Below are 20,463 nucleotides of genomic sequence, written 5' to 3'. Positions count from 1 at the left end.
GGTTATCGAATTTCGCGGCGACGGCGCAACTCTTTCAGACGCAGAATGACGCCTGCCAGAGAACGTTCGCGAATATGGGGTTCGTCAAACTTCATCGGTTTTGAATTGGCTTCAAACAGCCACACGCGCCCCTCTTTATCAACCCCCACATCCATCGACATCTCGCCGAGTTCACCGTGAAAGTCACGGTCAATTGCCGCGGCACAGTTCAGAGCAAGTTCTTCAATTCGGGCGTCGACCTGTGTTGCAGAATCGGGGAAAGCCCGCTGGAGTAAATGATCGATGTCTACAATGGACCCTCCAGCCGGTACGTGCGTCGTAATGGAGTTTTTCCCTGCCACGCGAACACCTTTGCCTACGACCTGCCAGTTGAGGCCGTGCTTTTGCAACAGAACCCGGACATCACACGGTTTTCCTTCCCACTCAACGAGGGGAATCGCTTGTTGAATGACGTACTTTCCGCGGATCCGATGTTGTTTCGTAAGCTCCCAAGCTTTGGCGATCGACGGCGCGTCGTATTCGCTGCATTTCAGGTGCTTTAAAACACGCAGGCGCCATCCCCGCGCAGTCCGGTCGACGCGCATGATCCCATGCCCAACGGAGCTCGACGCAGGCTTCAGATAGACCCCGCCGTTTTGCTGCAGCATGGAGGAAAAGCCCTTCCAGGTCATCTCATCGAGCGTCTGAGGCAGATAACCAGCTAATCCTGCCCGGCGCAACTCATCGTAGGTTTCCGCTTTATTGAAGTAGCCCGGATTAAACATCGGTGTATGGTACTTCCGCAAGGTCATCTTGGCGTGTTTCGCGTGCCGGTTCACTTCCAACACGCGATTTGGGATCCGATTGTAAACCGCCTCCGGGCGTGGACATGGAATCGGTACCCACTTCTGATAACCCGTGCGAACATATCCGGACCAGACGTCTCCGTCACGCACGCATTCCGTCGGCAGCACATAGATAAATGCCCCCTGACTGCGACCTGTTTCCAGAACATCCCGAAAATCCGCCCTGCTGTCGGTGAAGTGACGCGTACCTGCGAGAATCGCAAATACAGGTCCAATCACGGCCTCTCCCCGCTCAAACGTGATCTCTGTGGGATGTCGATACACCATCCTTCCTTTTGGAAGCGTGGTGAGCCAGGGGAGGCGAAGATTTGAGAAGCGTACAGTTTGAACGCCTTTGCCCAGGTTTGATTTGATTCGTGGAGTCGTATATAACACAGCCCTGATTCGCCCGCCTGCGCGGACCCAAACCACCTCAGCGTCCAAGGTTTCCGACATCTTCCACTCACACTCCCCTCAATCACCCACACAATCGTTGCTGCCAAACCGTCAGAATCTGCTTCAACCGCGAGACAGTGCCCGCCGCCGAGATGTCTGTGCAGCCTTCGGCTTGACGAGCGGAATGCCCCAGGCAGCACGGATGTCTTGCTGCTCATTCCACACGGCACCAGAGCGGATCATCGCCACCAGCGGCTCGATATGCTCACGGTACCTTGTATAGCTTGATGTTCTTGCGAGCAAGGCGAGGTTCCGCTCCGCGATCGGCGCCAATGCTCCCGCATTCCCATTGAAAAAGCTCTGTTGAAGCTGTCTGTCGTAAATGTCGTAAACAGGTAACTCTCTATGATGAACGGCCACCACGTATGCCAGACAGAGGGCGGCTGTCGCAATTTCCGGACTGACAATAAAACTCGCAGGAGTGCGATATTCAAATCCACCATAGTCCTTGTGCCGAATATCCCCGTAGAAACCGTAGCGTTTTCTCCGTAAAACGGCGGTGCGCTGATCCTCAACCACCATTAATGGCAAGCCTACATAGTTGTCCAGCGCACGGACAAATTGACTCGTGAATGGAAGCCCAGAGAAATGAATGTGTCCTCCGATACTGTAGGGCTGGAACGGCATACTTCCTGCGCGCCACTCTACGTTGCGCTGATTAATGGTATGCGAGGCCTCGGTCATCAACTTTCTTAAATTTGCAACCAGTCCAACCGGATTCGAGTCTGGTTCTGGCCGCAATTCGAGCAGGGGCAGCCGCTTCCCGTCAAATTGGACACTGCGGTCATCGCAACCAATATTGCCTTTCCGTGAAAAGTAGCGGCTTGCGAGTACCATCTTGCCGGATGTGGCGTTTTTCAGCATCAATTCGACATCCGTACCCATCAAAAAAGGCCCCAGACTGCCCCTCGCAACATCTTTTTCACTGTCGATGTCCCGTTCCACAGCCCCCGCGTACAAATCCAGCAAACGCCCTTTCAGAACGGGATTCGGTGTGACATCAACCACATAGAGCATCCCTTTTTGTCCCATGGCCACACTGACCAGTCCATTGTCCAGCCCGAGAGTATGCAGGGCTCGTGCCGCAAGGTACATGGCTCGCGTTGTTACGCGATCATCATCAAGGCTGACCTCACGAAAATTGTCCTGGACCCGTTGAATCCGCTGGTTCACCCAAGCCGGCCCGCTGTCGGCCCGAAAGCAGGTGAGTGCGCGCAAATCAAAAATCGGAAATCGATAGTTGCGAACGATGTTGATCCCCTGCGCGTTCTGGTTCTTCGGCAGAGTCCGAACACCCATTTGCCGCAAAAACTGCAACATCGACACCCGCGACTTGGCTCGTTCTGCCGCAACGCGAGGGTTTAAAACTCGACCTTGCGGCGGGTCTGCCTCAAACGACTGTCCCCAGCGCATCACGGTATCATCCGAACGTATGTCTGCGGTTGACTGGTACTCCCGTAACTCTGGCACTCGTTTAAGCAAACGCTTTGCTGACGGTTGCCCCGTATGCAGCAAGTAGTACGTCACAATGCGACATCTCCTTTCTGGCGGCGGGTCAACGCTGGTTTGCGAGATAAATCGCGTACTGTATCGGGCGTTCAAACGCCAGGTCAACGAGGTCCTGGCGCCCTTTTTCCGTGTATGGCCGCTTCCACGGCTTAGAATTCACTTCAATCACCCACACGTGGCCTGATTCATCGAGACCGATATCTACGCCGAGCTCGCCGAACTGTTTACCCGATTGTATTTCGAGGACCTCTGTAACCAGAGTGGCAACGCGCGTCATTTGGTTCCGTGACCTCTTGCGATCCTGCAGTCTGGCATAGAAGGATTCGAGAATCGTTGACACCGGTAACGCCTCACCGCCGCTGCTCAGATTCGAAGTAAACTCGCCAGCCTTGGCGACGCGCGCAAACATCTTCGTGCGCTTCCACTCTCCGCTGCCGTCTCTCTGCAGGACGATACGCACGTCAAACGGGCACCCTTTATATCGAGCCAGTTTCAAGCCTTGCTGGAGGATATAGGGTCGTCGCCGTAAGCGCGGTCGCAAGAGTTCCGAGAGTTGAGCAGCCGATTTCGCACTGCCGTCTTCGTGGTCCTGTTTTCGCTTTACCTCGTAGCGAAAGGTTCCGTCGGTTTCCCGAACAACACGGATGATACCGAGGCCAAGACTGCCATGGACAGGTTTAAGAAACGTCACTTCATGACTTTGCAAGAACCTTGTGCAGCTCTTCAGATCCTTGTAAAGCTGCGTATGAGGCACGTGCACACGGGTCCGTTTGTCACCCGTCAGCCATTCGGTAACCTGCCACTTATCGAAAAAACCGTCGTTGAAGATGCGGTCACGATACATATCACTTAATTGGTTTCGTTTCTCCATGTAGGTCTTCGTATGTTCCACCTTGCGTGAGATGACCTGGTCGTAAATGACGTCCGGCAAAGGCAAAAGTGCTCTTTGCCAACGCCCCCCTTCCCACACGTAACCTTTCACGCTGCGCGTTCGAAAGTCTACTGCAGAAGCGGCGAACAAGTACACCAACGCACCTTCCCGTCGACCGATCTCCGCCATTTTTTGCAGCCCGGGCAGTTGCTTATTGTTTTTCAACACACCCTGCTTTGGTTGCCACACGGGGTTACACAGGATACCGATGAGGGGGCCAACTGTTACCTGCTGATTGGCAGTCACACTGACAAAGTCGATGTCCAAGTCCGGTGCAACCTGTCTGTAGAGTGGACGGCTGATGAGTACGCTGTCCTCAGGTGCAGTGCCATCGATCATCACAGGCACCGACGTGTGTCGCGTCCCAAAAGCTAAGTCGCACGTTGAATCGGGCCGCAATGAGAGTCGGTTTACAAGCGCAGGGTGGATTCGAATGTATGATCGTGGGCTTTCAAAGATAACAAGGTGCATCTTGTTTCCTGTCCCCATTCGAACGACTCCCTTTTCGTCACTTTCCATTGCCGAACCCAGCGGCCCTGATAGCATATTCAACCAAAGTCAGGAGTGACAGCTCACGGACGTTGTCCGGCAGTGATCTGAGCATCCGCCTACCCGGCGTCGGGTTGACCTCAAATGCGAGAACGCGGCCGCTTTCATCCACTCCAATGTCAATGCCGACCTCGGCGAATGGACCAAACGCATCTCTCAGCTGTTCGAAAACCGACAAGGCCAAATTGTCCATATCGGCCAAAATCTGTTTCACATCGATGTCCGGAAGCCGTTCCAAGGCTGTCCGAGCTTGCATCGCTTGGCCACCGGTATGGATGTTCGTCGTAATCGCTCCAGGTAAACCGACTCGCGCGACCCGGCCAACGACCAACGGCGCATCTGTGTACTGAACCAGCCAGCGAAAATCTACTGGGCGGTCGTCTCTCGTGTGCAGCAGGGAGACCGATTCCTGCAGGACCCATTGTCGAAACTGCCCTTGGATGGACTTCCAAAACGCTTCAATCTCCGCATTTGACTGCAGGCGGTCCGTGACGACCTTTGTCTCCGGTTGAAAATGGGTCGACAGGCGATCCGCCTCTCTTGGCACAACCCGCTCTTCTTTCAGGACGCGAATCACCTTCGGCGTCTCCAGGTACAGTCGGTGAATGCAGATGCCCTGTGCGCCGTTGATGGGTTTTAGATATGCATCCTTGAGTCGTGCCAATGCGATCTTCAACTGCTGCCAAGACGCCACCTTCATGGTCGCGGGAACATACCTGCGCAGCTTCGCGTTTTCCTCCATGACCCGATAAAACGTCCACTTGTTGCTGCTGTTGCGTGGAAGACTATGCAGACGCCCGGCCTGCTGAAAGGCACGCAGGTCGGCATTCACCTTCGTGGCCGGTTCATGAAATCGCCCTGAACGCCGTAAGATGATGTCCGGGACCGTCGTTTGCGACAGTTCCCACTTCCCCGTCCGGGGGTCAAACCGCCAGCCCCGCTCATCACCGACAAACCCAGGTGTCAGGACCACAACATCAATGCCGCGCTCATTGCCGTACTGAGTCAGTTCCTCAAGCATACGTGTCTGTTCACCAAACATCCGTTGCTCGTTTCGTTCTCGTGTCACGTAGATGCCGAGACACGGTCCGAGTCTCCATGTCTCCCCGTCCGGTGCTAGATGGATGTTGCCTTCTACCGGCAGGCGCAAGGCTTTTTGCAACTGACTGCTGATACGAAGCAGAGGGCCTTCGTCGGCAGTCTTTACGACCTTCACCCCTTGACGGTTCGACGCAGCGAACTGAACAACCCCTTGCACGACACGGTTGCCAAAGCGAATCTTCGTTAATCCAGGCCGCAAAAAGAGCCCTTGCGTCCCTAACACCTGTCGTTTCTGAACTGTGGGATCGACGCTGAACCGTATCATCATGAACTGCACCTCCCTGTCTCCGTCCAGATGACGCGAAAGCCCCATCAAGGGCTGAAAAAAGACGGGGCGTAAACCGCCCCGTCGCCCGCTGCGTAGTGCTTGCAGTTCAGTTTTCAATTCTTGGCGGAAAGAGGCATCCTTAAAGCTCAGTCATCAAGTTCAGTCCTCAATCTCAACCTCTTCAAGCAGGTCATCTTCCTCGTCGAGGAAGTCTTCCTCTTTCTTCTCTGCCAAATCTGCTGTGAGTACCATCAACTTCGTTTTGCCAATCACTTCAACACTGAGTTCCTTTTCGACCCGAACCAGAATTTCCGATCCGTTGCCAGTCACCGTAGCGTCCAGGCAGTTAGGGTTCTGAATGACCCGCACCTGCACTTCACGGCTGTCTCGGTCTGCCTCCATATCCAGGTCACGCAGGGCAATCTGCTCTACGTAGGATACGGTGTCTTTTGCAACGGCAGTCTCTGAGTTGCCGTTGTACGAATACCAGACATTGCAGTCGAAACGACCATGTACCTCAACGTAGTCTCCAACCAATTCCGCTTCACAGCTGTGATTCATAACCCAGCAACCACCGATTGTGGTCGGACGGTTTGCGGGGCGAAGCGTGTAAGTGGTTTGGGAATACTTACTGCCACGGCCACAAACAGCGTTTGCGACGATCTCCCGGTAATTGAGGTCCTTGTTTGAGAGCACCATGCGGAAACCTCCTCTGTAACAGCCCGGTCGTCAATCTGGCGCCTGACGATTGCCGAGCCTGCTTGTAATGCACAGTATGCTGGACGGATGTCAGTGGTGCCTATCTACCATCGACGCCTTTGTCACCGCCCAGACATCACGCAAACATCCTATGCAGTTAGGCGAATGACTGTCATTCAAGAAGGCTCCGGCCTGCAAATTCGGGCTTGGTCCCCATCGCAGACTCGCAGAGAGCGGCGTGGTTACGGGGGTAAAACACACAAAAGGTGAACCGACTCTGGTTTCTGCCAAAGTCCGTTCACCTGAAGCGAAGACTTGTCTCATATGAACACACGCGGGTTCGAAAAGTTCCAAACAGAAAAATTCCAAATGACGAGTTCCAAGATGAGAGCACGACTCGGGAAGAACCGTTCACTTGCCCGGTCTAAAACACGACTCGTTCGGAAGGCTGCGTTGAAGAAAGTCTTCAAAGTTTTGAAACAGGATTTTCCCCGCAAGTTCTGAACCGTACCGGTCAACCACATCAAGTGCAAAAGACTTATAATCCCCTGCATCAGCCAGACCTCGGAGAGGATTCGAAGTACCGTCAAAGTCTGACCCCAGTCCAATCAAGTCCTCCCCGCCGAGTTTCAGAACGTGATCGATGTGGCGAAAGACGGCATCACGTGACACAGGACCCTCCTCCAGATTCCCGACAAAGGATCCCTCGAAGACCATACCCATCCAGCCTTTTCGGTGAATCAATTCCGTAATGACCTCGTCAGTCAGGTTACGGGGATGGGCTAGAACGCGTCTGGCGTTCGCGTGTGAAGCCATGACAGGGCCATCTGTAATCCGAAAGACATCTTCAACCCCTTGATCCGACAGGTGAGCTAAATCAACCCACATTCCAAGCTGGGCCATCTCTCTCACAACCTCTCGCCCAACCCCGGTCAAACCACCTTGGCGCGGCTCCCGACATCCGTCCGCAAGCGAGTTTTGGTAGTTCCATGTCAGGCCCATGCCACGCACACCGAGATCGAAAAAGACACGTAACAACTCCGGTTTGCCTCGCAGACAGCCTCCGCCTTCAATCGAAAGAATCCCGGCAATAGAACCGTTTTGGCGCACTTCAGATAATTCTCCCACATTTCTGACAACTTGGACCTTGCCAGGAACAACGACTTGCCGGTAAAACGTATCAATGGATAAGAGCACATTTTCCAACTGAAACGACTCCGGGTGAGCCGGATCGACAAACAGGGCGAACACCTGTGTCGCCACCCCGGATTGACGTAGTTTTTCGTAGCTTGCCTGAAGCGGCGACGTCCCGTAGAAGTTGGTGTCTGATCCAAGCATTTTCCACAGAACATCTACGTGTGCATCCGCGATGCGCACACATTCACCCCCAACGATATGGGCATGCAGACCCATATCCAATCATCTGGCAAATCGAATCACCGTGGCTCAACAATCAATTTAATGGCGGTGCGCTCTTCTCCATCGATAACGATATCGGTAAACGCAGGAATACAGATAAGATCAACCCCGCTTGGGGCAACAAAACCGCGCGCAATGGCGACTGCTTTAACAGCCTGGTTCAGCGCACCTGCACCAATCGCCTGAATTTCCGCCGAGCCCCGTTCCCGAAGCACCCCTGCCAGCGCACCAGCGACAGAGTTCGGATTTGATTTGGCAGATACCTTTAATACGTCCACGAAAGCGACCTCCTTCGGCGACCCGGAACTGGACTAGCACAATATAGAGATATTCGCCAAAGGTAGGTTTATTCCTGTAGAACTTCCACAATCTACGCAGATTCATATTTCGTAACGCGTTTGATGGCCGTGGCACGACCGGTTTCATCGGACAATTCACAAAGGACAGCGTGGAACTGGCGTGGTCCCTTGGCAACCGAGAAACGTGCTGGCATCTGACTGATGAGGCGGCCGATAACAATCTCCCGGTCAACACCGAGGATCCCGTCCCGCGGACCGACCATGCCCACATCGGTGATGTACGCGGTGCCGTGCGGGAGAACCCGTTCATCCGCCGTTGGGACGTGCGTATGTGTTCCAAACACAGCGGATACTCGGCCATCTAGATACCACCCCATAGCCAACTTCTCTGAAGTAACCTCAGCATGCATATCGACGATGATGTGCCGAATCGCGGGGTGTTGTTTTAAAACCGCGTCAATGGTTCGAAAAGGGCAATCCAGCTGGCTAAGAAATGTTCGCCCCATCAGGTTTACGACCAGCACTTCGGTACTGCCGACCTTACAGACGGTATATCCTCGCCCTGGCGTACCAGGAGGATAATTGCATGGACGTACAATTCGTGCGTCCTCGTCAATAAAGTCCTGCAGTTCATGCTGATCCCATGTGTGGTTTCCCAGAGTGATGATCTCAACACCGGCATCATAGAGACGTTCAGCGGCCTTTCGATTGAGCCCGCGTCCATGAACTGCGTTCTCCCCGTTTGCAATGACAAGGTCAAGTTGATGATCGCGTGAAACCTCTTCAAGTACCCGTTCTGCATACTCCTGACCCTCGAGTCCAACAATGTCACCAATAAACAGTACATTCAATGCTCTTCCCACCTTGTTGTTTGTGCAGGCTGTACCAGCTCACATGAAATCCTGTCGTGAAATGCTCCTGCGCAAAAAATAGAGTAGCCAAAAGGCTACTCTATTTTGCGTATTCAACGGCTCTAGTCTCACGAATTACTGTGACCTTAATTTGGCCTGGGTAGTCCAGTTCATTTTCGATTTTCTTGGAAATCTCTTTAGCAATACGCACCGATTCAGCATCGTCAATCACATCAGGACGTACCATAATTCGAACTTCACGTCCTGCCTGGATTGCATAACACTTTTCGACACCCTCGAAAGACTCTGCAATGGACTCCAGTTTCTCAAGTCGCTTCATGTAGATGTCAAGTGTCTCACGGCGTGCACCAGGACGTGCAGCGGAAATGGCGTCCGCTGCCGCAACAATCACAGAGATAGGCGATGTAAACTCAACGTCTCCATGATGTGCTGCAATCGCATTAATCACGATTGGGTTCTCCTTGTAGCGCTTTGCCAAATCGACTCCGATTTCGACGTGCGAGCCTTCGACTTCGTGGGTGACGGCCTTACCGATATCGTGCAGGAGTCCACCCCGCTTCGCCAGGTTTACATCCAAGCCGAGTTCCGCTGCCATCAGTCCAGCGAGATGCGCCACTTCGACGGAGTGTTTGAGAACATTTTGTCCATAACTTGTCCGAAACTTCAACCGGCCCAACAGTTTGACAAAATCAGGATGAATCCCGTGAACCCCCGTCTCAAAGGTGGCTTGTTCGCCTTCTTCTCGAACCAGTTCATCAATGTCACGACGTGCCTTTTCGACCATTTCCTCAATACGCGCAGGATGAATACGGCCATCTGCCACAAGTCTCTCTAAAGACACTCGAGCAACTTCACGACGCACCGGATCGAATCCGGATAAGATGACAGCTTCCGGTGTATCGTCAATAATGAGGTCAATCCCAGTTAAGGTCTCCAAGGTACGAATATTGCGGCCCTCACGGCCAATAATACGACCCTTCATTTCATCATTCGGAAGATTGACAACCGAGACTGTGATCTCAGAAGCGTGATCAGCAGCGCAGCGCTGAATGGCTGTTGCCACGATGTCGCGCGCCTTCTTCTCCGCGTCTGTTTTGGCTTGTTGTTCAATCTCTTTCATGAGAACGGCGGCTTCGTGACGACTGTCTCGCTCCACCTGGGCTAAAATCAACGAACGGGCAGTCTCTTGAGTAAACCCTGAGATGCGTTCAAGCTCTTCCACCTGCTTCTGATGCAGGACGGCAATCTCATTTTCTTTCTCTGCCAGTTCGCGTTCCTTGTCCCGCAGACCATCCGCTCTGCGCTCAAGGGATTCCAACTTACGGTCCAACGATTCTTCTTTCTGTAGTACACGTTTCTCCAGTTTCTGGACCTCTGAACGACGTTCCCGACCCTCGCGTTCAACTTCCTGCCGAATGCGATGAGCCTCGTCCTTTGCCTCCAGCAGTGCTTCTTTTTGCTTCGCTTCAATGTCGCGTTGAGCAGACTCAATGATCTCCAAGGCCTTCGCTTCAGCACTGCCAATTTTTGCTTCGGCAAGTGACTTTCGGCTGAAGTAACCAACCCCGAATCCAATGGCCAATGCCACAACTGCGACAATAATCCATATCAACGTAACCAATATGATAGTGCCTCCTTGCCCAAAGCCTGCCATTTTTGCACAGAACCTAAGCTAGAGGCCGTAATGCATACGCAATTTCATTCTATAATTCATTCCCAATCGTTGTCAAGAAATTCTGACTGTGCTATACTCTGCATTTCTGACCTTACAAGATTCAAAGCAGTCCGCGCAGTCTCGATTGAAAAGCCTTTTCGAAGCAAGCGATTCCAGACTTTTTGGCGAATGGCTTGCGGGTCTCCCGCCTTCACTGCACGAAGGGTCTTTTCTGCCGTCTTGACAGCCGCCGCGAGCTCCCCCTCATAAATTTCCTTGTCATTAAACGCTTTTTCTGTTGCGGAAGTCGAAACGCCACGCTGACTCAGTTTCCAGGCCATCTCTCGACGGCTCGATTTTGCAGCATAGGTCTGAACAAACTGAGCGGCGTACTGCTTGTCTGAGAGGTACCCATCCGCTTCAAGGCTGCGGACGACCTGTTGTGCGACCTCAGGAAAGGCTCCCTTGCCAATCAGATAACGGACGACCTCTGCCTTTGTGCGTGGCCGATGATTGAGGTAACCAAGCGCTTTACCCCGCCATACTGCCCGCGCCGCTATCTCCGACAGTTCTTGAAGCACACTTTCCGGCAGATGTAACCCGTCCTTCAGCCCGTACTCGACCCATGCTGAAATCGGGACCTCCAAGGGGTCCCGATTGTCAAAAATCATCCGGAGAAATTCCGGCCGTTTTTCTACAGCTTCGTGCTTTTCGATCTTTGACTCCGAATTACTCGTCAAAGCTGAACACTTCTTCCTCCGCCGCAGGAGTATTCAGTGGTTTCGCTGCCCCGAGTTGATAGGCCTCGCGAATCTGCATTTCAATCTTCTCGCTGATATCAGCATGTTCTTTCAGGAACAGCTTTGCGTTTTCCCGACCTTGGCCCAAACGTTCGTCACCAAACGAGTACCAGGCGCCGCTCTTTTGTATGACATCGATCTCGCTGCCGATATCAATGATGCTGCCTTCCCTCGAAATGCCTTCACCAAACATGATATCGACGTCTGCCTGCTTGAATGGCGGAGCGACTTTATTCTTCACAACCTTAATCCGTGTCCGGTTTCCAACCACATCATTGCCCTGCTTGAGTGCTTCCGCACGGCGGACTTCAAGGCGAATTGTGGAGTAAAACTTCAGCGCTCGTCCACCCGTTGTGGTTTCCGGATTTCCGAACATCACGCCCACTTTCTCACGGATCTGGTTAATGAAGATGGCAATGGTTCGAGATTTGCTAATCGCGCCGGCAAGCTTTCTCAACGCTTGGGACATCAGCCGCGCTTGCAAACCAACATGGGAGTCCCCCATGTCCCCTTCGAGCTCACTCTTCGGTACGAGTGCTGCGACGGAGTCGATGACAAGGATCTCTATCGCTCCGCTGCGAACGAGCGCTTCAGCAATCTCGAGCGCTTGCTCTCCGGTATCTGGCTGGGAGATTAAGAGTTCATCGATATTTACACCGAGTTTGCCTGCGTAAAGCGGATCAAGCGCATGCTCAGCATCAATAAAGGCTGCCTGACCGCCACGCTTCTGAACTTCTGCGACACAGTGGAGTGCAACTGTCGTCTTGCCTGAGGACTCAGGACCGTAGATCTCAATGATACGACCTCTCGGCAACCCGCCCACACCAAGAGCAATATCAAGGGCGAGGGAGCCCGTTGGAACTGTTTCAACGTTCATATTGGCAGACGCTTCACCAAGGCGCATAATCGAACCTTTGCCAAACTGTTTTTCAATCTGCTTCAGTGCCATATCGAGTGCAGCACGTCGGTCGTTCATGAACACACCGTCCTTAAAATATCTAGCAAACTATCATTCCATGAATAATTCGTCTCTCATGTCTTGCTTCCTGCTGTCTATTGTAACAGTTTCATAAACGAATGCAAACACTTGTTCGCATAAAAAGACCAAAAAAGCGAGAGTCTCGAAAGCACTCTCGCTTGGGTTTACTGAAACATCACGCGTGGAAAAGCAGAAATGGCAAGGCACTGACGAATCCGAAAATCAGCGTGTACGTGCACGCGGACGAGCAGGTTCCATATTAATGCGGGAACCGTTGATCCGCCCTTTACGCATCGCTTCATAGACGAACGGTGCTGCGTCTTCTTCGATCTCAACAAACGTAAAGCGATCAAAGATATCGATCTTCCCAACGACCTGTCCTGGGACACCGGCTTCTTCTGAAATTGCCCGGACCAAATCCGATGGGCCAATGTGAGCACCGCGGCCGATGTTCACGAAGAACCGTACCATCCCCGGTCCTGCACCCGTTTCGCCGAAGTCGTACTCTTCTCCCTCTTCGGTCTGCAACTCTCCGGCAGAAGACAACTTCAAAGCCGCGCAGGCAATATCAACCGGATCGTACTCGTCAACCATGTTGCCAAGGATGGCACGATAGTGTCCGAGCCCGCCGCTCTGAATCGTTTCAACCAGGCGATTGCGCCAAATCTCAGCTTGCCGCTCTGCAACGTCCGCCAGCGTTGGAACTTCACGGGACACCATGGCAGTCTTCGTTTCGCGTTCAATCTGCTTGAGCAGTTTGAATTCCCGAGGTGTGACCAGCGTGATAGCGAGACCGCGTTTACCAGCACGACCGGTTCTGCCGATCCGGTGCACGTACGATTCGGGATCTTGCGGGATATCGTAGTTGATGACGTGCGTGACATTGTCAACGTCAATACCGCGTGCTGCAACGTCGGTCGCAACGAGCAACTCGACCTCGTTCGTGCGGAACTTTCTCATCACCCTGTCACGCTGTGCCTGGCTTAAGTCTCCGTGCAGACCATCCACCAAATACCCGCGCGCAACCAGTGCTTCCACCAATTCGTCTACACCGCGTTTGGTCCGGCAGAAAACAATCCCAAGCTGCACTTCTTCGCTGTCAATGACCCGGCACAAGCTCTCGAGCTTGTTTCGCTCCAGCACTTTGTAATACACCTGGTCTGTCAGCGGCACCGTAATTTCTCCGCGATTGACCGTAACATGCTCCGGATCCTTCATGTAGCGAACAGCGAGTCGCTTGATTTCAGGTGTAAACGTTGCAGAGAACAACATCGTTTGGCGATGCTCAGGGGTTTCCCGCAAAATTGTCTCGATGTCTTCAATGAAACCCATATCGAGCATCTCATCCGCCTCATCAAGCACAACCGTCTTCAGGCTGTCAAAGCGAAGTGTGCCGCGGCGAATGTGATCAAGGACTCGGCCTGGTGTCCCAACAACAATCTGAACACCCTGCTGCAGGGCACGGATCTGATGCCCAATCGATTGCCCGCCGTAAATCGGCAGGGTCCGCACCCGCTTGAACTTGCCAATCTTGCGGAACTCTCCTGCAACCTGAATAGCCAATTCACGTGTCGGTGTCAATACGAGGCCCTGGACTCGTCCTTCCTGTGAAACCTGTTCAATCAACGGCACACCAAAGGCAGCTGTTTTTCCAGTACCCGTTTGTGCCTGTCCGATGACATCGCGTCCCGCCAGAACAAGCGGAATGCATGCTGCCTGAATCGGCGACGGCTCTTCAAACCCCATGCCGTCAATGGCCTGCTGAACCCTTCTGCTCAGTGCAAACTCTTGAAATGAACCCATATTCTCAACCTTTCTTTCCATTCACCATTTGTCCTCTGTTCGTGCAATCATCCACTTACGTCGAAATCCATTACCCCGTCTCCACCGAATCCATAGCACCCACTCTATGGTACCGAGGTCAGTGATTCAGCTTCGTCCAGAGTCTCCACAACAACTGTTTGGCGGCTCGCAGCCGAATCTGCTCACGAGACCCCCGAAGCTGCAACCGATACACATCACAACCATCCGAGTCTGCCAAACCTATATAAACCAGACCCACGGGTTTTTCAGCAGTTCCGCCGCCCGGTCCGGCGATTCCCGTGATGGAAACGCCGAACGTCGTACCACATGCTGACCTCACACCAAGGGCCATTTCTCTCGCTGCCTCTTCTGAAACTGCTCCGTGCTCTTTGAGCGTTTCCTCCGACACACCAAGAACACTCGATTTTACAGAGTTGTCGTAGGACACCACGCCGCCGAAGAAATACTGAGACGCTCCGGGGATAGCAGTAATCATAGACGATAGAAGCCCGCCTGTGCAACTTTCTGCGGCAGACAAGGTTGCTCCCCTCGCCCGCAGTGCATCACCGACTACAGACGGAAGCGAATCACTGTCCACACCGTAAATATACTTCGGGAATTGCTCCCGTAACTGCTTCTCTAGCGGGGCAATGAGCTCCTGTGCCGATTCCGCAGTGGCGGCAGAAGCCGTGATACGAAGCAGCATTTCTCCTTCACTGGCGAGCGGAGCCACCGTCGGGTTTTGCAACGCCAGCAAGTCGATGACTTCTTCGTTCACCGTCGACTCTCCGATGCCGCAAAAATGCAGGGTTCTTGACACCAGGACTGACGAGTTTGGCAACAGTTGCTTGAGACGCAAAACGACATAGTTGTCGAGCATCGGCTTCATCTCAAGCGGAGGACCGGGCAAGAGAAAATAGTGCACGCCTTCTGACTCAACGTACTGCCCTGGCGCGGTTCCGTTCGGATTTGGCAAAAACTCACCGCCGTCAATCAACATCGCTTGTTTGCGGTTCACCTCAGGCATCGGACGCCCACGGCCTGCAAAAAAGCGCTCGATTTCAGCGACAGCATCCGGTACGAGATGCAACTCACGACCGAGCACCTGCGCCACAGCCTCTCGCGTCAGGTCATCTTCGGTGGGGCCTAGTCCGCCAGTAATGACGATCACGTTGGACCGCTTTCCCGCTTGCCGAAGCAGATTGGCGATGCGGTCCAAATTATCCCCTACAGCGGTATGGTAATAGAGGAAAAATCCCTGTTCAGCAAATGCCAAAGACACGGTTCGAGCATGTGCATTCAGGATCTGACCAAGCAGTATTTCGGACCCAATCGCAATATGTTCGCCTCGCACAGCCTGCACGTGAATCCCTCACTTCCAATGAAAGTCCCCGTCGGCAATTTCACCGGGTCACACGTTCGTGTTGATGACCGACTTGTTCTTTACAAAATAGTCAATGCCCGACCACAACGTAAAGAACACCATGACATAGACTGCGACGGTGTCAAAAGGAAAACCGACATAAGAGAACGGAAAATTGTTTAACATCAAAGCTGCCATTGCAACAATCTGGACTGCAGTCTTCCATTTTGCGATCCGACTCGCCGCAATGACTAACCCCTCAACCGCAGCGACAAGTCGCAGGGCAGTCACTGCGAATTCACGGCTGATGATGAGGATTGCAACCCATGCAGACAGCCGTTGCATTTCCACCAAGCTAATCAGAACGGCTGAAATCAGCAACTTGTCCGCTATCGGATCGAGAAATTTCCCAAAGTTCGTCACAATCTGATGTTTCCGCGCTATGTATCCGTCTAATCCATCCGTACCAGCTGCTAAAACAAACACCAATGCAGCTATCATCTCGCTGCCTGTAGTCGTACGGTGGTTAATGGTCAGCGTCCAAAAATGAAACCTGACCAACAACAGGAACGTTACGACGGGTACTAAAAAAATTCTGGCTATCGTAATCCGGTTAGCCAGATTCAATCGCAACACGCCCCATTTCCCGAATCGCTTCTCACTCCAAGTTACCTATGACGCAAAACAGTATACCTCAGTTGGGAATCCTGCGTCAAAACAAGAACATGTAGATTTCGGCAGATTCAGATCTATCGATAGTTGGTAAACTGAAGAGCCACATCAAAGTCTGCTTCCCGAACGGCGGCTATAACGGTTTGCAAGTCATCCCGGCTCTTTCCGGACACGCGAACGTGATCACCCTGAATGCTCGCCTGGACCTTGAGCTTCGCGTCCTTGATGAGTTTGACGATCGCCTTCGCCACATCGGCCTCAATGCCTTGTTGAACTGCTACGCGTTGGCGAACCGTGCCACCGGATGCAGGTTCCACTTTACCTGGCTTCAAGGACTTCAACGAAACGTTGCGTTTCACACACTTCGACTGCAGTACGTCATACAGTGCACCAAGTTTATACTCATCATCAGACAGCAAAATGAGCTCTTTGCCATCAAACTCTACATTACTTTTGCTGCCCTTAAAATCAAAACGCGTTTCAATTTCTTTCATGGTTTGCTGGACTGCATTTGTCACTTCTTGCACATCAACTTCACTCACAATGTCAAATGAGGCATCCTTCGCCATGTGGAACTCCCCCTTGCGCGCGCGTTGTCCAAAGTCGGCACTGAACGTTTAAGATGGTTTAGTTAAGCTTGCTTCTTGATGACTACCCAAATGGGTTTTGTGACATTGGGCAGGGGTACAGCTTGTCCATTCACAGTCAAGGAAACCACAGGCACATTTCCTAGGTCAATGCGAAGTTCTTGCGTGGCACTCCATGATTTCGTCGTGCCTGGAACGATAAAGTCGTTCGGGTCAACAGATTTCCCATCCGCCAACACCTGAGTCCAGCACTGTCCGCCTTGCGCGGTCGCATTCAATACGAGCGGACCTTTTGACGTGTCAACAACGGTCAGTGTGCCCGTCGCTGCATTGTACGGCTGCACAGATATCGTGGTACTCGACGGCGCAGCTTGTCCACTGGCAGAGTTGGATGTGTTCGTACTGTTTCCCGTACTTGCCTGAACCGGGGCATTCGTCGCCTGGTTTGACGCCGTGTTTGCGTTGGTGCTCCCAGCTGCATTAGACGCTACCGCGACATTTTGACTCGCGTTACCAGCGGCAACTTGTGGGGTTGTTCCATGATGGCCCCGAATCGCCCACCAAGCTCCGGCTAAGACGGCGAAGGCAACCAAGACTGCAGCTCCCTGCCCCACAAAACTGCCGATGTGGGGACCTCGACGTTCACGAGACCGTGGTTTGGTGGCGTTTGGTCCGTTCCGGGTGGAAGGCGGAACATAAGGCACTCCGTCATTCTGTTTCGATTTGTCATCCTGGTTGGATTTGTCATATCGGCGTGTTGTCGGCGCCTCATGTGCTGATGGTGTCATGTGGGTATTTGGACCCTGGAATTCTGTGATTGGACGTTCCGTTATCGACTCAGTCATCGGCTTGGGTTTGTCCAGGTTTGTTGGTTCCTGGCGAAGTTTTCCTGGATTCCGCAGAGATTCCACGTGCGGTTGATCGATGTACTTTTCCAGCAACTCAAGTCCATCGAGTCCTACGCACTCAGCGTAGGAACGAACGAACCCCCGTGCGTAGACCTCCCCTGGGAGAACGCTCCAATCCCCATCTTCCAAGGCCTCGAGATATTTCTTTCGAATTTTCGTTCGTCGTTCAACGTCATCCAAATCCATTCCTAGAACCACTCGTCGCTCTTTTAACAACTGACCGAGTTCAACCAATTTGTGCCCCCCGCTTCTCCGAGTGGTGACATTCCGGCAGTTCCATTAGTCCTGCCAGCGCGCAGCCTCGCGCTCATATTCTTCGTACTGTATCAATTCCTCCGGATTTCGTCGCAGCTCAATAATCATGTCAAACGTATCCCAGCCGTAATGCGAGTGTTTGACAAAAATGTCCGGATGCTCGATGACAACGGGAGCCGGCAGGGCGAGAACATCGTCCACAACCCGCCAGTGCAACTCGTCTCCGCGCAAGCTGCTCACTGCGCCATCGATAATGTACACAAAGTTATCCGAGTCAAGCTCATAATCCGGGAGATCCTTCAGCAAGGTCTGCTTGAGCAGCGTTGACGATACAAACGTCCAGCGGCGATTTGCATAGACGCTGGCAGCAACAATCGATTCCGTCTTCCCCACCCGAGGCTGTCCGCGAACGCCAATGACGCGGCGCCCTGGTCGTTTCAATAGTTCACCGAGAAAATCCACAAGGACTCCCAGCTCATCGCGGACAAAACGATATGTACGGGTTTCCGTTTCATCAGCCCGCTCAATAAAACGTCCATGGCGCAAAGCGATGCGATCACGTAACGATGGCTCCCTGAGGCCTGTCAGTTTGACGTCTTCCATCGCCTCAATCATTAAGCGCAGCACTTCAACACTTTCAGGCCGATCTGTTGTCAACAGAAATCCACGGCCCGTGTCGGATACACTGCCCAGTTGTATGATATTGAACCCAAGCATCCCGAGAAGTGAGGCAATGTCCCCGAGTAATCCCGGCCGATTTTTCTGGATGTGGTACTGGAAATAAAACTCGCTGTGCGACCGATCCGTTTCTGCGTCTAAATTCGACACCAGTCAGACATCTCCTTTCCTAATGTTTCTGGCTCGCTCGAAAACTATTCCTGAATCATAAAGTTTCAGCCGGATTGCCTAGATTCACCCATTGTGACCAAGTAGTTCGGACAGGTGCAGGAAGTGCATTCCACGTGTTCAACAAGTTCAGGCGGCTTGGATCTGCAGTTTGGAGCAGGCTCTGCAATGCGGTCATGGAAGGGACAGTCAAAGCCGACTGGGCAATCTGTACCGTCGGTACTCCGACTTGTGTGTACACACCGGGCTTCCAGTTGCCTTGTGCGAGAGCTTGTGCATCCTGTACCAGTCCACTTGGGCTCGGCATCCCAGGCTGCCCGATGATGAGCGGCCCCGAATATGCAGGAGCGGCTACCAAGGACACCACCACGCTGCCAGCCTGGCGCACAACCTGCAACTCTGCAGCCGTCAGCGGACGGGTTGCTACCACAACGTGAGGGAACACAGGCGCAACCGTTCCAGTTCCAGTTCCAGTTCCAGTTCCAGTTCCAGTTCCAGTTCCAGTCCCAGTTCCAGTTCCAGTTCCAGTTCCAGTTCCAGTTCCAGTTCCAGTTCCAGTCCAGACGATAGGCTGGACAGTCAATTGGCTGTTCGCTGCAGCGACACCAAGCAGAGCGCCTGCAATGTCAGCTTTGGATGCCGTAACGGTCCCGTCGGTAACGAGTCCGATAGTTGTATCTCCGTGATCCGCTCCAGCTAGTCCAGCAAGATATCCAAGTACATATCCGGATGCACCGCCAGGACTGCAGTAAAGCCGTATGTCTTGCGGTAGCGTATCAGCTTCAGGTGCAACGACCTCATAGTGCTCACTCGGATGCTGTTCCATCACCTGCAGAAGCTGATTGTCGAGAGGGCTCTCTGAGCAGATGACGTACAAACTTGCATGGGCAGTTGAGACCGCGTTGGCAAGTGCGCTGCTCACATTCGTTGAGGTCAACTGGCTCACCTGCGGAATGAGTCCTGCGTCAAGCAGTGACTGCTCCAGCGCGTTTGCTGACCAGCCAGGCGGATTATCTACCAGCCCAACCCAAATCGATGTCTTCGTCATGGTTGGACGCATTTGAGACAGCACGGGTGGACCGCATCCAACAACGAGTAAACTAGCAGCAAGCACAGAGGATAGTAATGCCGTTTTAGCAGGAGTCTTGGTCAATAAATGCCAGGTCAAATGTTGCGACGTCACCAGTTGAAACTCCTTTATAGCAGATATTTTGACACGACCGAGTCAATTTCGCGAGTTCTTATCACCATTTTTTGTTCTGAGAATCTCTTGCGTTTCCAGACACCCTCAAAGATAATGGCATTAAGAGGTGGATAATATATGCCGCGATTCGGAGGAGAACACCTTTCTGTTGCAAAGGCCCTAGTTCAACTCAACTTCTATCTCCAGACCCTGGACTTACCAATCACTGTGAAAGAGCTCTATGAAAGAGCCTATCGGAACCGTCGTGGTGATCACTATGATGACCGATGGCTTTCACAACTTCAAGAAAACCCAGAGATGACGGATGCCCTTGAGGAGCCGTTCACCTCTGCTACTATTGTTGAGACGCTCATGCGCACTGGACACGAGCCGATTGTTCGAGCGCTGATGAAAGAGATTCGGCGTCGAGACATTCAGTTCACGCAAGCGTACATGATAGGCATGCCACGTCGTTACTAAAGTAGA

Annotated in this window: 19 protein-coding genes; 1 reads left to right on the top strand and 18 read right to left on the bottom strand. The window is 52.8% G+C overall.

Features of this window, described 5'->3' with window-relative positions:
• Window positions 1-2: 2 nt before the first annotated feature.
• From AN477_RS22550 to AN477_RS25325, 18 genes are all read right to left on the bottom strand, one after another.
• Window positions 3-1,280: a YheC/YheD family endospore coat-associated protein gene (locus AN477_RS22550; RefSeq protein ID WP_054971429.1), complete on the bottom strand. Its 1,278-nt coding sequence runs from the start codon at window positions 1,278-1,280 to the stop codon at window positions 3-5.
• Between the two features lie 63 nt (window positions 1,281-1,343).
• A complete protein-coding gene (locus tag AN477_RS22545; RefSeq protein ID WP_054971428.1) occupies window positions 1,344-2,807 on the bottom strand; it encodes a putative amidoligase domain-containing protein in 1,464 nt (487 codons plus the stop codon).
• A gap of 28 nt (window positions 2,808-2,835) precedes the next feature.
• Entirely contained in the window at window positions 2,836-4,209 is a 1,374-nt protein-coding gene (locus tag AN477_RS22540) for a YheC/YheD family endospore coat-associated protein (RefSeq protein WP_245631937.1), read from the bottom strand.
• 19 nt (window positions 4,210-4,228) lie between these two features.
• On the bottom strand, window positions 4,229-5,638 hold the full coding sequence (locus tag AN477_RS22535) for a YheC/YheD family endospore coat-associated protein (RefSeq protein WP_054971427.1): 1,410 nt from the start codon (window positions 5,636-5,638) through the stop codon (window positions 4,229-4,231).
• A 159-nt stretch (window positions 5,639-5,797) separates the two neighbouring features.
• The gene (gene cotE / locus AN477_RS22530; RefSeq protein WP_054971426.1) at window positions 5,798-6,337 is read right to left on the bottom strand and encodes an outer spore coat protein CotE; all 540 of its coding nucleotides are present in this window, start codon (window positions 6,335-6,337) and stop codon (window positions 5,798-5,800) included.
• A gap of 411 nt (window positions 6,338-6,748) precedes the next feature.
• Window positions 6,749-7,714, bottom strand: coding sequence for a dipeptidase (locus AN477_RS22525; protein ID WP_054971425.1), 966 nt, complete (start codon window positions 7,712-7,714; stop codon window positions 6,749-6,751).
• A gap of 59 nt (window positions 7,715-7,773) precedes the next feature.
• Window positions 7,774-8,034: a stage V sporulation protein SpoVS gene (spoVS, locus tag AN477_RS22520; protein WP_026962035.1), complete on the bottom strand. Its 261-nt coding sequence runs from the start codon at window positions 8,032-8,034 to the stop codon at window positions 7,774-7,776.
• 92 nt (window positions 8,035-8,126) lie between these two features.
• A complete protein-coding gene (locus AN477_RS22515; RefSeq protein ID WP_054971424.1) occupies window positions 8,127-8,906 on the bottom strand; it encodes a TIGR00282 family metallophosphoesterase in 780 nt (259 codons plus the stop codon).
• A 100-nt stretch (window positions 8,907-9,006) separates the two neighbouring features.
• Entirely contained in the window at window positions 9,007-10,581 is a 1,575-nt protein-coding gene (rny, locus tag AN477_RS22510; RefSeq protein WP_054971423.1) for a ribonuclease Y, read from the bottom strand.
• A gap of 56 nt (window positions 10,582-10,637) precedes the next feature.
• Window positions 10,638-11,321: a regulatory protein RecX gene (locus AN477_RS22505; RefSeq protein WP_054971422.1), complete on the bottom strand. Its 684-nt coding sequence runs from the start codon at window positions 11,319-11,321 to the stop codon at window positions 10,638-10,640.
• A complete protein-coding gene (gene recA, locus AN477_RS22500) occupies window positions 11,311-12,357 on the bottom strand; it encodes a recombinase RecA (RefSeq protein ID WP_054971421.1) in 1,047 nt (348 codons plus the stop codon). The genes AN477_RS22505 and recA overlap by 11 nt, the downstream gene beginning before the upstream one ends.
• A gap of 225 nt (window positions 12,358-12,582) precedes the next feature.
• Window positions 12,583-14,163, bottom strand: coding sequence for a DEAD/DEAH box helicase (locus AN477_RS22495; protein ID WP_054971449.1), 1,581 nt, complete (start codon window positions 14,161-14,163; stop codon window positions 12,583-12,585).
• Between the two features lie 118 nt (window positions 14,164-14,281).
• Window positions 14,282-15,526 (bottom strand): competence/damage-inducible protein A, encoded by a 1,245-nt coding sequence (locus tag AN477_RS22490; protein ID WP_342668588.1) that lies wholly within the window; start codon window positions 15,524-15,526, stop codon window positions 14,282-14,284.
• A gap of 48 nt (window positions 15,527-15,574) precedes the next feature.
• A complete protein-coding gene (pgsA, locus tag AN477_RS22485; RefSeq protein ID WP_054971420.1) occupies window positions 15,575-16,153 on the bottom strand; it encodes a CDP-diacylglycerol--glycerol-3-phosphate 3-phosphatidyltransferase in 579 nt (192 codons plus the stop codon).
• A gap of 122 nt (window positions 16,154-16,275) precedes the next feature.
• On the bottom strand, window positions 16,276-16,767 hold the full coding sequence (locus tag AN477_RS22480) for a YajQ family cyclic di-GMP-binding protein (RefSeq protein ID WP_054971419.1): 492 nt from the start codon (window positions 16,765-16,767) through the stop codon (window positions 16,276-16,278).
• A 62-nt stretch (window positions 16,768-16,829) separates the two neighbouring features.
• Window positions 16,830-17,927: a helix-turn-helix domain-containing protein gene (locus AN477_RS22475; protein ID WP_054971418.1), complete on the bottom strand. Its 1,098-nt coding sequence runs from the start codon at window positions 17,925-17,927 to the stop codon at window positions 16,830-16,832.
• A 45-nt stretch (window positions 17,928-17,972) separates the two neighbouring features.
• Window positions 17,973-18,776 (bottom strand): DUF3388 domain-containing protein, encoded by an 804-nt coding sequence (locus tag AN477_RS22470; RefSeq protein ID WP_054971417.1) that lies wholly within the window; start codon window positions 18,774-18,776, stop codon window positions 17,973-17,975.
• 55 nt (window positions 18,777-18,831) lie between these two features.
• Window positions 18,832-19,977 (bottom strand): hypothetical protein, encoded by a 1,146-nt coding sequence (locus AN477_RS25325; RefSeq protein ID WP_054971416.1) that lies wholly within the window; start codon window positions 19,975-19,977, stop codon window positions 18,832-18,834.
• A 138-nt stretch (window positions 19,978-20,115) separates the two neighbouring features.
• Between AN477_RS25325 and AN477_RS22460 the strand changes: the two genes are divergently transcribed.
• Entirely contained in the window at window positions 20,116-20,457 is a 342-nt protein-coding gene (locus tag AN477_RS22460; RefSeq protein WP_054971415.1) for a hypothetical protein, read from the top strand.
• Window positions 20,458-20,463 lie beyond the last annotated feature (6 nt).

Origin of the sequence: Paenalicyclobacillus ferrooxydans, assembly GCF_001399675.1 — a bacterium.
Lineage (GTDB): Bacteria > Bacillota > Bacilli > Alicyclobacillales > Alicyclobacillaceae > Alicyclobacillus_B > Alicyclobacillus_B ferrooxydans.
This window is presented reverse-complemented; position numbering and strand designations above follow the sequence as displayed.

Excerpts from the sequence above, each read along its gene's own strand:
- AN477_RS22550 (WP_054971429.1), bottom strand. The coding sequence starts at position 1,280 with ATGTCGGAAACCTTGGACGCTGAGGTGGTTTGGGTCCGCGCAGGCGGG.
- AN477_RS22540 (WP_245631937.1), bottom strand. The coding sequence starts at position 4,209 with ATGGGGACAGGAAACAAGATGCACCTTGTTATCTTTGAAAGCCCACGA.
- rny (WP_054971423.1), bottom strand. The coding sequence starts at position 10,581 with ATGGCAGGCTTTGGGCAAGGAGGCACTATCATATTGGTTACGTTGATA.
- cotE (WP_054971426.1), bottom strand. The coding sequence starts at position 6,337 with ATGGTGCTCTCAAACAAGGACCTCAATTACCGGGAGATCGTCGCAAAC.
- AN477_RS22460 (WP_054971415.1), top strand. The coding sequence starts at position 20,116 with ATGCCGCGATTCGGAGGAGAACACCTTTCTGTTGCAAAGGCCCTAGTT.
- AN477_RS22495 (WP_054971449.1), bottom strand. The coding sequence starts at position 14,163 with ATGGGTTCATTTCAAGAGTTTGCACTGAGCAGAAGGGTTCAGCAGGCC.
- AN477_RS22480 (WP_054971419.1), bottom strand. The coding sequence starts at position 16,767 with ATGGCGAAGGATGCCTCATTTGACATTGTGAGTGAAGTTGATGTGCAA.
- AN477_RS22535 (WP_054971427.1), bottom strand. The coding sequence starts at position 5,638 with ATGATGATACGGTTCAGCGTCGATCCCACAGTTCAGAAACGACAGGTG.
- recA (WP_054971421.1), bottom strand. The coding sequence starts at position 12,357 with ATGAACGACCGACGTGCTGCACTCGATATGGCACTGAAGCAGATTGAA.